Origin of the sequence: Marinospirillum sp. (genome assembly GCF_044810985.1) — a bacterium.
GTDB lineage: Bacteria > Pseudomonadota > Gammaproteobacteria > Pseudomonadales > Halomonadaceae > Marinospirillum.
In genome coordinates this window covers 916,399-929,787 of record NZ_CP085242.1, presented here as the reverse complement: position 1 = coordinate 929,787, position 13,389 = coordinate 916,399, and the positions used below count along the sequence as shown (strand labels likewise).

Sequence of the window (13,389 nt, the reverse complement as noted above, 5' to 3'; positions counted from 1 at the left end):
TATTTATGAGCAAATTAACGGTAGGTCTGGTCGGCTGGCGCGGTATGGTCGGCTCCGTTTTAATGCAGCGGATGCAGGAAGAAAAAGACTTTGATCTGATTGAAGCGGTGTATTTTACCACTTCTCAGGCGGGCAAACCCGGTCCTGACGGTCAGCCTCTGCAAAGTGCAAAAGACCTGGATGCTCTGAAAAAACTGGATGTGGTCATTACCTGCCAGGGTGGTGATTACACGACTGAAGTTTATGGCCCTCTTCGTGAAGCCGGCTGGAAAGGCTACTGGATTGATGCTGCTTCTACTCTGCGAATGGCGGATGACAGCATCATCGTGCTTGATCCGGTCAACCGCGATGTCATCGACAAGGGCCTGGAAGCCGGGGTTAAAACCTTTGTTGGCGGTAACTGTACAGTCAGTCTGATGCTGATGGGTCTGGGTGGCTTGTTTGATCAGCAACTGGTGGAATGGACCACTTCCATGACCTACCAGGCCGCTTCCGGTGCCGGTGCCCAGAACATGCGTGAGCTGCTCAACCAGATGGGTAGTATCCGTGATAGTGTCAAAACAGAACTGGCTGATCCTTCTTCTGCCATTCTGGATATTGATCGCAAGGTGGCTGAAGCCATGCGCTCTCCTGACTTTCCGACCGACCAGTTTGGTGTGCCTCTGGGTGGCAGCCTGATTCCCTACATCGACAAGCAGTTGGAAAGCCGTCAGAGCAAGGAAGAGTGGAAAGGCCATGTGGAAACCAACAAGATTCTGGGCACCAATGGTCAGCCCATTCCCATTGATGGTATCTGCGTACGGGTCGGCTCCATGCGTTGCCACAGCCAGGCCTTCACCATCAAGTTGAAGAAAGATGTGCCTCTGGATGAAATTGAAGAGATGCTGGCAGAGCATAGCCAGTGGTCGAAAGTCATTCCTAACGAGCGCGAAGCCTCGATTGCCGAATTGAGCCCAACCAAGGTGACCGGCACCCTGAATGTTCCCGTGGGTCGCCTGCGCAAGATGAATATGGGGTCTCAGTACCTGTCGGCTTTTTCTGTGGGCGACCAGCTGCTCTGGGGTGCTGCTGAACCTCTGCGCCGCATGTTGCATATCCTGCTGCACAGATAAGCGAGCAGGTCAGGCTGAAAGAAGTGGGTTGTTGTTCAAGGCAACCCACTTTTTTTGCTGGTCAACATCTTCAAGCAACCAACAAAAAACGCTAAACAGCAATGACAAACTGCTGAAAAACTGTTAAAAACAGCCTATCCATAAAAGTAGTGACGTTTTTTCTACTTAGGCATAAAGAATACGAAATGGGGCAGGGTATGCAGAGGAAGGTTAATAAAATGCGTTCTTGGCGTAGTTTTCTGATCATGGCAGGATTTGCTCTGGTTCCCCTGAGCGTTGCCGCAACGGACAAGGCAACGGATTTTTTGTGGGAAGGATCACAGCTTCACTCGACTCCTGCCGCTTTAACAGCTGAAGAACTGGCAACCGCCACTGCCCAGACCTCAACGCGCAGCGGCTCCGGCCAAAACCGCATCAGTGTCGGCCCCCGCGACACCCTCTGGAGTATTGCCCGCACCAATCGACCGGCCCGCAATATCACCATCAAGCAAGCCATGCTGGCCATTCGTGATGCCAACCCGTCTGCTTTTCCGACCGGCAATATCAATGAAATGGAAGCCGGTTCCAGCCTGATTATTCCCTCTGCAACGGCCATGCGCAGCCGAACCGCCCTGCAGGCGGAAGAAGCCGTTCGCCGTCAAAACCAGGCCTGGGTTGCCGGGCGTACATCCCCGGCACCGGCTCAGGAAGAGCGCTCCGAGCCAGAGGAGCAGTCGGGTCAGTCGGATGAACCTGACAGCACCGCCCCGAATGAAGAAGCTGAAGGTGAACTCCAGCTCAGCACTGTTGGTGAAACGAATGAACAGCAAGCCCTGATCGGGGAGTTGGAAACCCGTCTGGAACAAAGTGAAGACAGCCTGCATCGTGTCGAGCGTGAAAAGGATGAACTGGCCACACGCCTTTCGGAAATGCAGGAACAACTGGATACCCTGCAACAGCTTTTACGCCTCAAGGATGAGCAACTGGACGAACTGGAGACCCAGTTGGCTGATCGTTCAGCCGCTCAGTCGCAATCCCAGTCAGCTCCTTCCCGGACTGAAAACCAGCAGTCTGAAACAGCTCAGTCTGAAGATCTGCTGGGTCTTCTGCAGCGTCAACCCCTGATTCTGGCTGCTTTGGGTGGCCTGGTGCTTCTCCTTTTCCTCTTGCTTCTGGCCCTGATTGCCACACGCCGCAAACTCGCCCAACAGCTGAAAGAGCAGGCGGAAGCCGATGAACTCCGGCGTCGCGAAGAAGAGCTGCATTCCATGATGGATACTAATGCCCAGCCGGATGATTTCAATCGCGACCTGAATGCTCAGCCTCTGGAGGATCTGGATGACCTCGGCCTGGATGATGACCTGGACGATCTGGATCTGAATGAGGATTTCTCGGAACTGGAAGACATGCCGGAACCCCCTCCGCCCACTCCGGCAAAAGAAAGTAAAAAAGAACGTGATCCTCTGCAGGAAGCAGAAATGTTTATTGCCTATGGACGCCTGGAACAGGCGGCCGGCTTCCTGCACAAGGCTTTGGCCAATAGCCCTGAGCGTGAAGATCTGCGGGTTAAGCTTCTGGAAGTGCTCGTTGAGCTGAATGATGAAGACACCTTTCTGCTGCAAAAGCAGCAACTTGAAGCCCAGAACCCTTCACCCGAAAACCGTCAGAGAGCTGAAGAACTGGCGGAACTACTGCAAAAATCCGCCTCCGCTGCAGCGGGTGCTGCCACCGCCGGTGCTGCGGCTTCCGTTGCGGCCAGTGAAGAGGCCGAAGCAGAAGATCTGGGAGAAATGGAATTACCAGACGAAGATCTGGATGACCTGGATCTGGATGATATTTTCGGCCCGGAAGAAAGCGAAGAGGCATCCAGTGAAGAGCCAGCCGAAGACGAAACAGATCTGAAAGACCTGGAAGGTTTGGATGAATCCACTGATCTGGACGACCTGGAAGCTGAGCTGGATGAGGTTCTGACTGAAAAACCGCCTCTGGAACCCAGTCAGGAAGAAGACCTTGATGACGATTTGTCTGACCTGGAAGAACTGGCCGAGGATGAAGCTGAAGACCTGGATCTGGAACTGGATCTGGAAAAACCTCTGGCGGATGAAGAATTGAGTGAAGATGAATCGGATCTTCAGGACTTTGAACCGGTTGATTACAAGTCGGATGCCGATGATTTTATGTCTGCATTGGATGAAATTAATCTGGATACTTCCGACGACTCCCCTCATGAAGAAAAAGAAGGTCAGGAGCAGGTGCGTGCTCCCGGTGTTGATGAAGAACTCTCCACTTTGACTGATGAGTTGTCAGAGCTGGGTCAGGACGAAGAATCCCAGCAGCCCGATGATGAAGACTGGGGTGATCTGGATGACCTGAGTGACCTGGCTGATCTGGGGGATGACCTGGACTTCAGTGATAACGACGGCGATATGAACACCCAATTGGATCTGGCGACTGCCTACATTGAAATGGGTGACAAGGACGGGGCTCAGGAAATACTGGAAAAAGTGGTTGCTGAAGGGGATGCAGATCAACAGGCCACCGCCAAGCAGATGCTGGAGTCTTTAAGCTCCTGATATGGATTTGCTCGATCCTTTCCAGCTTTTTGATGAAACCCAGGCCAGGGCAGGTCGCTTGGCCCTGGGTGTTGAATACCAGGGCAGTGAATTCCGTGGCTGGCAAACCCAGCGCGAAGGCATTCCCAGTGTGCAACCCTTGCTTGAAAAAGCCTTGACCCAACTGGCCGGTGAGCCGATTTCTGTTATGTGCGCCGGGCGTACCGATGCCGGTGTGCATGCCAGTGGCATGGTGGTGCATCTGGACACTGGCAAGGCTCTGCCGGAAAGAGCCTGGACACTGGGTGTCAATGGCAAGCTGCCGTCGGCTATACGGGTGCGCTGGGCCCGCCCGGTTCCTGCTTCTTTTCATGCCCGCCATTCGGCTCTGGCCAGACGTTACCGCTACATCATTTATAATCACCGCACCCGACCTTCCATAATGCATGACCAGGTGACCTGGTGGAATCAACCCCTGGATGCCGAGAAGATGCATGAGGCGGCTCAGCTGTTACTGGGCGAACGGGATTTTTCCGCATTTCGCTCGGTCCGCTGCCAGTCCAAAATTGCCTGGCGCCACATGCATTTCATCAAGGTGCTGCGCCGGGGAGACATGATTATTGTGGATATTCAGGCCAATGCCTTTTTGCATCATATGGTGCGCAATATTGTCGGTACCCTGATCAAGATTGGTCGCGGTGAGAAGCCCATTCAATGGGTGGATGAACTTCTGGCCCGCAGGCAAAGAGCCCAGGCTGGGATTACCGCACCTGCTGCAGGCCTGTATTTTGTGGCGGCGCTCTATCCGCGCGAGTTCAAGCTGCCACTGGAGCCCTTGGGCCCGAATTTCTTAACCCTGCTTGCGGATGAAAACCTGGATGCTCCCTATCCAGAGTTTCTGCCGGAGTGGTATCGTAGTGATCTGACCCGAGGGGCTGTTCGGCCTGATGTCCAATACTGATGAGTCCGTGCGGACAATGCAAAGAACCCGTTGTAAAATCTGTGGTCTGACCCGCCCTGAAGATATTCAGGCTGCCGTGAAGGCGGGTGCAGATGCCCTGGGCTTGGTTTTTTATCCACCCAGCCCCCGTGCTGTGACCATCGACCAGGCCGTTGAACTGATGCAGGCCGTGCCCCCTTTTGTGGTGACGGTGGGTTTGTTTGTCAATCCTGAGCCGGAATGGGTCGAGGCTGTCTTGAGCCGGGTTCCACTGGATTTGTTGCAATTTCATGGCGATGAAGACGAAGCCTTGTGTCGGCAATTTCATCGCCCTTACATCAAAGCCCTGCGCATGAAGCCGAATTTGGATCCGGTTGTTGAAGCCCGTAACTGGCCCACTGCAAAAGGTTTTTTGCTGGATGCCTATCAGCCGGGCGTTCCCGGTGGGACCGGTGAGCAGTTTGACTGGAAACGTTTTCCCGGTGGTACTGACCAGTCCTGGATACTGGCCGGTGGTCTGACCCCGGACAATATCCGGCAGGCTGTTCAGGCCACTCAGCCTTATGCGGTGGATGTCTCCGGTGGAGTCGAAGCCAGCCGGGGTATAAAATGCCCAACCAAAATGACCGAATTCATCGCTAATCTTGCTCCTGGCGATCATTAAAACCCGAGGTGTAGACGTGTCCAAATATGCTGATTTGTTAAAACTGCCTGATGCCCGAGGCCATTTCGGGAAGTACGGCGGTCGTTTTGTCTCCGAAACCCTGAGCTTTGCTCTGGAACAACTGGACGAACAATACACCCGCTTGAGTGCTGATCCTGATTTTCAGGCCGAGTTTGACCGGGATCTGGCGCTTTATGTCGGACGCCCATCTCCCCTGTATCCAGCCGAGCGCTGGTCTCAACACCTGGGTGGGGCGCAAATCTGGTTGAAGCGTGAAGACCTGAACCATACCGGTGCCCACAAGGTGAATAACACCGTGGGTCAGGCTTTGTTGGCCAAGTATTCCGGTAAGCCACGGGTGATTGCCGAAACCGGTGCCGGTCAGCATGGCGTGGCGACAGCCACTGTGGCGGCCCGTCTGGGCCTGAAGTGTCAGGTTTATATGGGGGCCGATGATGTTCAACGCCAATCCCCCAATGTTTATCGCATGAAGCTGCTGGGTGCTGAGGTCATTCCTGTGGAATCCGGCTCCAAAACCCTCAAGGATGCCATGAATGAAGCTCTACGGGATTGGGTGACCAATGTCGATGATACCTTCTACATCATCGGCACGGTTGCTGGCCCTCATCCTTACCCCAAGCTGGTGCGTGACTTCAATGCCGTGGCCGGGCGTGAAGCCCGTCAGCAGTGCCTGGATCAGATCGGGCGTTTGCCGGATGCCTTGATTGCCTGTGTCGGTGGTGGTTCCAATGCCCTGGGTCTTTTCTATCCCTTCCTGACCGACGATGATGTCGCCATGTACGGTATTGAAGCGGGTGGCGATGGTCTGGAAACCGGGCGTCATGCAGCACCTCTGAATGCCGGTCGCCCTGGCGTTCTGCATGGTAACCGCACTTATTTGATGGAAGATGCAGCGGGCCAGATTATTGAAACCCACTCCATCTCTGCCGGGCTTGACTACCCTGGCGTGGGGCCAGAGCATTCTTATCTGAAAGATATTGGTCGAGTGAAATACGAAGTCGCTACGGATAAAGAAGTCATGGATGCCTTTCAGGATCTGTGTTATTTCGAAGGCATCATTCCTGCCCTGGAATCCGCACACGCCCTGGCCTATGCCAAAAAGCTGGCACCCACGATGAGTTCTGATCAACATCTGGTGGTTAATCTTTCCGGTCGGGGTGACAAAGACATTATGACCGTGGCCGCCATGCAGGGGATTACCTTATGAGCCGTATTCAAAGCACCTTTGCCGAACTAAAAAAATCAGGTCGCAAGGCCCTGATTCCCTACATCACCGCAGGTGACCCCGCACCCGAATACACGGTCGAGCTGATGCATGCCCTGGTGGAAGCCGGTGCCGACATTCTTGAGCTGGGGGTGCCTTTTTCTGATCCCATGGCGGATGGGCCGGTGATTCAAAAAGCCTGTGAAAGAGCACTCCAACACGGCACCAGTACCCTGGATGTGTTCAAGCTGGTGACCGAGTTTCGCAAAACCGACCAGAAAACCCCTGTTGTGCTGATGGGTTACCTGAATCCTATTGAGGCCATCGGTTATGACACCTTTGTCAAAGCAGCTGCCATGGCGGGCGTGGATGGTGTTCTGGTGGTGGATCTGCCTCCCGAAGAAGCGGAAGACTTCGCTGAGCTGCTTAAAGGTCAGGAAATGGACTCGGTCTTTCTGCTGGCTCCCACGACCACGCTGGAGCGGGCACGTAAAATAGCCGCAGCGGGCAGTGGTTATCTCTATTATGTTTCCCTGAAGGGGGTGACAGGTTCGGCCACTTTGGATGTCCCTGCTGTGGCAGCCAAGCTGGAAGAGTTTGCCAACATGACCGATCTTCCCCTGGCCGTGGGTTTTGGTATCCGGGACGGGAAAACAGCCCGTGCTCTGGCGGAGGTGTCCGACGGAGTGATTGTGGGCAGTGCTCTGGTCAGTCGTATTGCCGAACTGGCGGATCAGCCTGAAAAGATTGCGCCCGTCCTCAAAGAGGTTCTGAGTGAAATGCGCCAGGCACTGGATGCCTGATTTCAGACCCGGGTTTCCCTGTGGATGGTGATTTAAGGTAAAATGCTGGACATTGCCGCCTACCCTAGATAATTGATTAGCAGGTTGATGAATTTATGAGCTGGTTAAATCGAATTGTTCCTTCCATCATTCGTTCTGACGATGTTTCGCGCAAGGCCAATGTACCCGAAGGCCTGTGGCGTAAATGCCCCAAGTGTGAAGCCGCCCTTTACCGTCCTGAACTGGAAAAAAACCAGCACGTTTGCCCGAAATGTAACCACCATATGCGTATCACAGCGCGTAAACGCCTGGAAAGCTTTCTGGATAAAGAAACAGCCGAGGAACTGGCTGCCGATCTGCAGCCGGTTGATCGCCTGAAATTCAAGGACTCAAAAAAGTACAAGGATCGTCTGAGCGCAGCCCAGAAATCCACGGGTGAGAAGGATGCCCTGATTGCCATGCGTGGCGAGCTGACCGGCCTGCCAGTGGTGGCCGTGGCCTTTGAATTCAACTTCATGGGCGGCTCCATGGGCTCCGTGGTGGGTGAGAAGTTTGTCCGCGCTGCAGAACTGGCGCTGAAAGAGCGGATTCCTCTGATTTGTTTCTCTGCTTCCGGCGGTGCCCGCATGCAGGAAGCGCTCTTCTCACTGATGCAGATGGCGAAAACCTCAGCCGCTCTGGAGCGCCTGAAAAAAGGCGGTGTTCCCTATATCTCCGTCTTGACCGACCCGGTTTACGGCGGTGTGTCGGCTTCCCTGGCCATGCTGGGTGACCTGAATGTTTCCGAGCCTTTTGCCTTGTGCGGCTTTGCCGGTCCCAGGGTCATTGAGCAAACCGTTCGCGAAAAACTCCCTGAAGGTTTTCAGCGCGCAGAGTTCCTGCTGGAGCACGGCACCGTGGACATGATTATTCATCGCCATGAGATGAGCTCCAAGCTGGCTGACCTGCTGCGCAAGATGACCCATCAGCCCGCAGCTTGATTGCTTCGTGAAGGACACAGACACTGACCGGGCTTCCTCCACTGCGCTGACAGTCTGGCTGCAGCGCCTGGAAAACCTGCACTCCCGGGAAATTGACCTGGGGCTGGAACGAGTGGGGCAGGTTGCCCGGCGTTTGCAGTTGCCTTTGCAAAGCAGCCCTGAGCGTCCCCGTACGATCACTTTTGCTGGCACCAATGGCAAAGGCTCAACCCTGGCCATGACCCAGGCCATGGCTCTGGCAGCGGGTCTGAAGGTGGGCAGTTATACCTCACCGCATTTTCTGCATTTTAATGAGCGTATTCAAATCCAGGGTCAGCCCGTCACGGATGCGGCCATCATTGCTGCTTTTGAAAAAATTGAAGCAGCCCGTGCCGAGATTTCCCTCAGTTATTTTGAATTTGCCACTCTGGCCGCCCTGGTGATTTTCAATCAGTCCGACCTGGATCTCTGGTTGCTGGAAGTGGGTCTGGGTGGTCGTCTGGATGCAGTCAACCTGGTGGATGCCGATGTGGCTGTGGTAACCACTGTGGCTCTGGATCATCAGGAATACCTAGGTGATGACCTGGAAGGCATCGGTTTTGAAAAAGCCGGTATCTTCCGTCCTGGGCAAGCCGCTGTTCTGGGCAGTCGCCAGCTACCTGCTTCCGTTCGTCAGCAGGCCACTGCCCTGGGTTGCTCGATCTATCAGCTGGGTCGGGAATTCAACCAGCAGGATCAGCAACAAACCTGGTGCTGGCAGGGGAGTGACGATCAGGGACAGGCCCTGGAATTACCCGGTTTACCCTGGCCGCAGTTACCCAGAGACAATGCCGCAACCGCTGTTCAGGCTGTGTTGTTGAGTGGTTTGCCGGTCAGTGAAGAGGCCATCAAACAAGGTTTGAGTCAAGCCCGAGTCACGGGTCGCATGCAACGCCAGGGAGCCTGGTTGCTGGATGTGGCTCACAATCCACAGGCTGCTGACTATCTCAGCCAGCAACTGGCACAGGAAAAGCCTTGTCGGCGCCTGGCAATTGTCGGCATGATGGCGGATAAAGATCAGGCCGCGACCCTGAGTCCACTGCTTGCCCAGGTGGATGCCTGGTTGGTCACAGCCTTGCCGACACCTCGAGCCGAACAGCCGGAAAAACTCAAAACCTTGTTGGAAAGCAAGGGTGGCAGGGTGCTGGATGTTTTTACGCAGGCGGATGGGCGTCAGGTTTTTAGCCGGGCTCAGCAATTACTGGGTACTGGAGAGTTTGACCAGGTTGTGGTTTTGGGTTCTTTCTTTACAGTGGCCCTTTTTCTGGATGCCTTGCAGGCAGATACGAGAAGCTCATGCGTTACGGTTTGAAAGAAAGACTGATCGGCGCTCTGGCCCTGATTGCTCTGGCGGTGATTTTTTTACCCTTCGTTCTGGAAGAAGAGCGTTTGCCCGCCCCTGTTTCTGATAAAATTGTCACACCACCGGCACCTGAACCAGTTGAGGTTGAGGTGGCCCGTCCCGAGCCTCCCGAAGTTGACGATGCTCTGACGGATGAGGAAAAACAAACCCTCAGCCAGCAGCAAACCCGCAGCTCTTCAGAGCCTTCTTCAGCCATGCAGCTGAGTCCGGAAGGGGGCGTGGAAGCCTGGGCCATTCAGGTGGCCAGCTTTTCTGAAGCCGCCAATGCCAAACGCCTGGTGGGTCGTTTGCAGGAACAGAACTATCAGCCTTACTGGCGCAAAATCAATAACCTGGCCGTGGTTTTTGTAGGCCCTTACATTGATCAGCAACAAGCACGCAATCAACAGGATCAATTACTTCAGGAGCTGGGCATGAAAACCCTCCTGACCGACTATGTTCCTGAAAATGTAGCCCGTAAAGAAGGCAGTTTACCCAACCTGGATGATTAAGGAGCAGTAAGGAAGATGATGGGTTTTAATTCTCTGGATATTGTTTTTTTGGTTATTTTGTTGTCTTCGGTATTGCTGGCTTTCTGGAAAGGCTTTGTGCAACAGGTTTTATCTCTGGCAGGCTGGGTGGCTGCCTTGCTGGCCGCCCGCATGCTGGGGCAACAGGTGGCTCCGATTTTTGCTTCCCTGCTGGCCGATCCGGGCCTGCAGCTGGCGGCAGCCTACGTCACGATTACCATCGTTGTACTGCTGGCGAGTAAAGTGATTTGTTCAGCTTGTGGCACCCTGATCGAGAAAATCGGGCTGGGCAAACTGGACAGAATTCTGGGTATCTTGTTTGGTGCTGTCCGGGGTGTGGTGATTATCGTTCTGGGTGTGGCCGTTGCCAGTCTGACCGATGTACGCCAGCACAGCCTTTGGCAGGAATCGAGGTTAATGCCCTATATGGAAGAGGTGCGTGATTTCAGTGCCTCCCATTTAGATGATTATATCAGCGAATAGGTGAAAGCTTCATGTGTGGAATAGCAGGTATTTTGGCTCATGAGCCGGTCAATCAGATGTTGTTTGATAGCTTGACCGTGTTGCAGCATCGCGGGCAGGATGCTGCAGGTATCATGACCTGTGATCAGGGGCGCTTCTTCTTGCGTAAAAGCAACGGCCTGGTTCGGGATGTCTTTCGTACCCGCCACATGAAGCGCCTGACCGGGGACATGGGCATCGGCCATGTTCGCTACCCGACGGCTGGATCTTCCAGTGAGGCTGAGTCCCAGCCTTTCTACGTCAATTCACCTTATGGGATTGCCCTGGCGCACAATGGCAACCTGACCAATTCCGAAGCCCTCACCGAAGAACTGTTCCGGGCGGATTTGCGCCACATCAACACCAACTCCGATTCGGAAGTGCTCTTGAATATTTTTGCTCACGAACTGGGCAAACAGGGCATGAGCCTGACCGCTGAAGACATGTTTTCTGCAATTGGCCGGGTGTACCAGCGTTGTGAGGGGGGCTATGTCGCCGTTGCCATGATCAGCGGCTATGGTCTGGTGGGCTTTCGTGACCCCAACGGCATTCGCCCGATCGTGTACGGCAAACGTGAAACCGAACAGGGCACCGAGTACATGATTGCCTCGGAAAGTGTGGCTCTGGATGTGGCCGGTTTTGAACTGGTGCGGGATCTGGCACCCGGTGAGGCCATCTACATCGATCGTGATGGTCAGTTGCACAGCCAGGTGTGTGCGGAAAAACCCAGCCTGACTCCCTGTATTTTTGAACACGTCTATCTGGCTCGCCCGGATTCCATCATGGATGGCATCAATATCTACCATGCGCGTATGCAGATGGGTGAGAAACTGGCTGAGAAAATCCGCCGCGTCATGCCCGAGCACGATATTGATGTGGTGATTCCCATTCCTGATACCAGCCGGACTTCCGCTCTGGAACTGGCCCAGCATCTGGGCGTGACCTATCGTGAAGGTTTTATCAAGAATCGTTACATTGGCCGTACCTTCATCATGCCCGGTCAAACCCTGCGCAAAAAATCCGTACGCCAGAAGCTGAATGCCATCTCCATGGAATTCAAAGACAAAACCGTACTGCTGGTGGATGACTCCATCGTGCGCGGCACCACCTGTAACGAAATCATCCAGATGGCGCGTGATGCCGGTGCCAAAAAAGTCTATTTTGCCTCCGCTGCTCCGGCGGTGCGTTACCCCAATGTTTATGGCATCGACATGCCGGCAGCGCATGAATTGATTGCCCACGGGCGAACCGAAGACGAAGTGGGCGAGCTGATCGGGGCTGACTGGCTGGTTTATCAGGACATCCAGGATCTGGTGGCTGCCTGTAAAGAGCTCAACCCCGAAGTGGATGGTTTTGATTGCTCGGTTTTTGATGGCCAGTATGTGACTGGCGGTATTGATGCCGCCTATTTGAGTCGTCTGGAAAATCAGCGCAACGATGCCGCCAAAAATGGCCAGAATGATGAAGAGAATTCGGCCATTGATTTGCATAACGATAGTTCGGCTGAAGAAGCCTGAAAGAGATAATTATGTCTGAACAAAAGAATAACTGGGGCACTTCCACCCTGGCTCTGCGCAGCGGTCACCGACGCACTGCCGAGCGTGAACACGGCGAGCCCATTTTTACCACCTCAAGCTTTGTGTTTGAGTCGGCAGCCCATGCTGCCGAGTGTTTTGCCAATGAGACGGGCGAAGTCAATATTTACTCACGTTTCACCAACCCCACAGTGGCCTGCTTTGAAGAGCGGCTGGCGGCTCTGGAAGGTGCTGAGCGGGGTGTGGCCACCAGCTCGGGTATGGCCGCGATCCTGGCGGTTTGCATGGCCTTTTTGAATCAGGGCGATGAAGTGGTGTGTTCCCGCAGTGTGTTCGGTTCCACGGTGGGCCTGTTCAACCGCTACATGACCCGCTTTGGGATTACCACCCATTTTGTGGAGCTTCAGGATCTTGCCGCCTGGGAAGCGGCCTGCAATGACAAGACCCGTCTTTTCTTTGTGGAAACGCCTTCCAATCCCTTGTGCGAACTGGCTGATTTGCCCGCTCTGGCTGAGCTGGCTCACAGCAAAGGCCTGAAGTTGGTGGTCGATAACTGTTTTTGTACGCCCGCCCTGCAAAAACCTCTGGAGCTGGGTGCTGATGTCGTGGTGCACTCGGCCACCAAGTACCTCGACGGTCAGGGTCGTGCAATCGGTGGCGCCGTGGTGGGCCGTGAAAAGGATATGGCTGAAGTCTTCGGGGTGGTGCGTACTGCAGGCCCCTGCATGAGTCCTTTTAATGCCTGGGTGTTTCTCAAGGGTCTGGAAACCCTCAAGCTGCGTATGGATGCCCATTCTGCCAATGCCCTGCAATTGGCTACCTGGCTGCAGAAACAACCGGGAGTGGCTGCTGTTCACTATGCCGGGCTTCCCGATCATCCGCAGCATGAATTGGCCAAAAAGCAGATGCGGGCCTTCGGGGGGGTCTTGTCTTTTGAAGTGGCCGGTGGACGTGATGCCGCCTGGGCTGTGATTGACTCCACCTCAATGCTCTCCATCACCGGCAATCTGGGCGATGCCAAAACCACCATTACCCACCCGGCCACCACCACGCATGCCCGGCTGACACCAGAAGCCCGAGCGGCAGCCGGGATTACCGATGGCCTGGTGCGTATTGCCGTGGGTTTGGAAGATATTGTCGATATTCAGGCCGATTTATCAAAATTAAGGCTTCTTTAGAGCACCCGGTTACCTTTTGTTAACAATAGTCGCGTAATGCAACTGTAAATT

12 protein-coding genes are annotated in these 13,389 nt (G+C 54.4%); all 12 read left to right on the top strand.

Annotated features, from left to right (window positions below; translation table 11 throughout):
• Positions 1–5: 5 nt before the first annotated feature.
• The 12 genes from asd to LG323_RS04415 all read left to right on the top strand — a co-directional run bounded on the left by asd (position 6) and on the right by LG323_RS04415 (position 13,338).
• A complete protein-coding gene (asd, locus tag LG323_RS04470; RefSeq protein WP_404419408.1) occupies positions 6–1,112 on the top strand; it encodes an aspartate-semialdehyde dehydrogenase in 1,107 nt (368 codons plus the stop codon).
• A gap of 218 nt (positions 1,113–1,330) precedes the next feature.
• Positions 1,331–3,664 (top strand): FimV/HubP family polar landmark protein, encoded by a 2,334-nt coding sequence (locus tag LG323_RS04465; RefSeq protein ID WP_404419406.1) that lies wholly within the window; start codon positions 1,331–1,333, stop codon positions 3,662–3,664.
• A gap of 1 nt (position 3,665) precedes the next feature.
• Positions 3,666–4,604, top strand: a complete 939-nt coding sequence (truA, locus tag LG323_RS04460) for a tRNA pseudouridine(38-40) synthase TruA (protein WP_404419404.1) — start codon at positions 3,666–3,668, stop codon at positions 4,602–4,604.
• 16 nt (positions 4,605–4,620) lie between these two features.
• The gene (locus LG323_RS04455; RefSeq protein WP_404419402.1) at positions 4,621–5,247 is read left to right on the top strand and encodes a phosphoribosylanthranilate isomerase; all 627 of its coding nucleotides are present in this window, start codon (positions 4,621–4,623) and stop codon (positions 5,245–5,247) included.
• A 16-nt stretch (positions 5,248–5,263) separates the two neighbouring features.
• The gene (gene trpB, locus LG323_RS04450) at positions 5,264–6,475 is read left to right on the top strand and encodes a tryptophan synthase subunit beta (protein ID WP_310695614.1); all 1,212 of its coding nucleotides are present in this window, start codon (positions 5,264–5,266) and stop codon (positions 6,473–6,475) included.
• Complete coding sequence (gene trpA, locus LG323_RS04445) at positions 6,472–7,275, top strand: tryptophan synthase subunit alpha (RefSeq protein WP_404419400.1); 804 nt, start codon at positions 6,472–6,474, stop codon at positions 7,273–7,275. The genes trpB and trpA overlap by 4 nt, the downstream gene beginning before the upstream one ends.
• 95 nt (positions 7,276–7,370) lie before the next feature.
• The gene (accD, locus tag LG323_RS04440; protein ID WP_404419398.1) at positions 7,371–8,234 is read left to right on the top strand and encodes an acetyl-CoA carboxylase, carboxyltransferase subunit beta; all 864 of its coding nucleotides are present in this window, start codon (positions 7,371–7,373) and stop codon (positions 8,232–8,234) included.
• Positions 8,235–8,241: 7 nt separating this feature from the next.
• Complete coding sequence (gene folC, locus LG323_RS04435; RefSeq protein WP_404419396.1) at positions 8,242–9,564, top strand: bifunctional tetrahydrofolate synthase/dihydrofolate synthase; 1,323 nt, start codon at positions 8,242–8,244, stop codon at positions 9,562–9,564.
• On the top strand, positions 9,549–10,106 hold the full coding sequence (locus LG323_RS04430; protein ID WP_404419395.1) for an SPOR domain-containing protein: 558 nt from the start codon (positions 9,549–9,551) through the stop codon (positions 10,104–10,106). Before folC ends, LG323_RS04430 begins: the two co-directional genes overlap by 16 nt.
• A 15-nt stretch (positions 10,107–10,121) precedes the next feature.
• Positions 10,122–10,607 carry a CvpA family protein gene (locus tag LG323_RS04425; RefSeq protein WP_404419393.1) on the top strand — a complete coding sequence of 162 codons (486 nt, stop codon included), beginning with the start codon at positions 10,122–10,124 and terminating at the stop codon, positions 10,605–10,607.
• Between the two features lie 11 nt (positions 10,608–10,618).
• Positions 10,619–12,142, top strand: a complete 1,524-nt coding sequence (purF, locus tag LG323_RS04420) for an amidophosphoribosyltransferase (protein WP_404419391.1) — start codon at positions 10,619–10,621, stop codon at positions 12,140–12,142.
• A gap of 11 nt (positions 12,143–12,153) precedes the next feature.
• Positions 12,154–13,338, top strand: a complete 1,185-nt coding sequence (locus tag LG323_RS04415; RefSeq protein WP_404419389.1) for an O-succinylhomoserine sulfhydrylase — start codon at positions 12,154–12,156, stop codon at positions 13,336–13,338.
• Positions 13,339–13,389: the final 51 nt, after the last annotated feature.

Excerpts from the sequence above, each read along its gene's own strand:
- purF (WP_404419391.1), top strand. The coding sequence starts at position 10,619 with ATGTGTGGAATAGCAGGTATTTTGGCTCATGAGCCGGTCAATCAGATG.
- LG323_RS04455 (WP_404419402.1), top strand. The coding sequence starts at position 4,621 with ATGCAAAGAACCCGTTGTAAAATCTGTGGTCTGACCCGCCCTGAAGAT.
- LG323_RS04430 (WP_404419395.1), top strand. The coding sequence starts at position 9,549 with ATGCGTTACGGTTTGAAAGAAAGACTGATCGGCGCTCTGGCCCTGATT.
- LG323_RS04415 (WP_404419389.1), top strand. The coding sequence starts at position 12,154 with ATGTCTGAACAAAAGAATAACTGGGGCACTTCCACCCTGGCTCTGCGC.
- LG323_RS04465 (WP_404419406.1), top strand. The coding sequence starts at position 1,331 with ATGCGTTCTTGGCGTAGTTTTCTGATCATGGCAGGATTTGCTCTGGTT.
- truA (WP_404419404.1), top strand. The coding sequence starts at position 3,666 with ATGGATTTGCTCGATCCTTTCCAGCTTTTTGATGAAACCCAGGCCAGG.
- accD (WP_404419398.1), top strand. The coding sequence starts at position 7,371 with ATGAGCTGGTTAAATCGAATTGTTCCTTCCATCATTCGTTCTGACGAT.
- trpA (WP_404419400.1), top strand. The coding sequence starts at position 6,472 with ATGAGCCGTATTCAAAGCACCTTTGCCGAACTAAAAAAATCAGGTCGC.
- asd (WP_404419408.1), top strand. The coding sequence starts at position 6 with ATGAGCAAATTAACGGTAGGTCTGGTCGGCTGGCGCGGTATGGTCGGC.
- LG323_RS04425 (WP_404419393.1), top strand. The coding sequence starts at position 10,122 with ATGATGGGTTTTAATTCTCTGGATATTGTTTTTTTGGTTATTTTGTTG.